The sequence below is a fragment of the Pseudomonas sp. PA27(2017) genome (assembly GCF_001945445.1).
Taxonomy (GTDB): Bacteria; Pseudomonadota; Gammaproteobacteria; order Pseudomonadales; family Pseudomonadaceae; genus Aquipseudomonas.
Window position 1 is genome coordinate 1 of record NZ_MSXW01000054.1, and the last position, 588, is coordinate 588.

The window sequence follows — 588 nt, forward strand, 5'->3', positions numbered from 1 at the left end:
GCGATGATGTAGATGGTGATCATCAGGAACACGCCCAACAGCAGCCCCGGCACTACACCGGCCATGAACAGCTTGCCCACCGAGGTTTCGGTGGCGGTGGCGTAGACCACCATGACGATCGACGGCGGAATCAGGATGCCCAGGGTACCGGCGTTACAGACGATGCCCGCGGCGAACTCCTTCTTGTAGCCCGAGCGCACCATGCCGGCGATGACGATCGAGCCGACCGCCGCCACCGTGGCCGGCGACGAGCCGCACAGCGCAGCGAACAGCATGCACGCGAGGATCGCAGCGATGGCCAGACCGCCCTTGATATGGCCGACGCAGGCGTTGGCGAAATCGATCAGCCGGCGGGCCACACCGCCCGTGGTCATGAACGCGCCGGACAGCAGGAAGAACGGAATGGCCAGCAGCGTGTAGTGTTCGCTGGTCTCGAACAGCTTGATCGCCAGCGAACGCACCGAGTCGTTGCTGAAGAACAGGATGGTCATGGCCCCGGACAAACCCAGGGAAATCGCCACCGGAATGCCGATGAACATCAGCACGAACAGGGCGATGAACAGAAAGGCGATGGTCATCGTTTGGTCT

Annotated in this window: 1 pseudogene; it reads right to left on the reverse strand. The window is 62.6% G+C overall.

From position 1 onward, the window contains the following. Positions 1–578: pseudogene (dctM, locus tag BVH06_RS19750) on the reverse strand (C4-dicarboxylate TRAP transporter large permease protein DctM); the annotation flags it as partial. Positions 579–588: the final 10 nt, after the last annotated feature.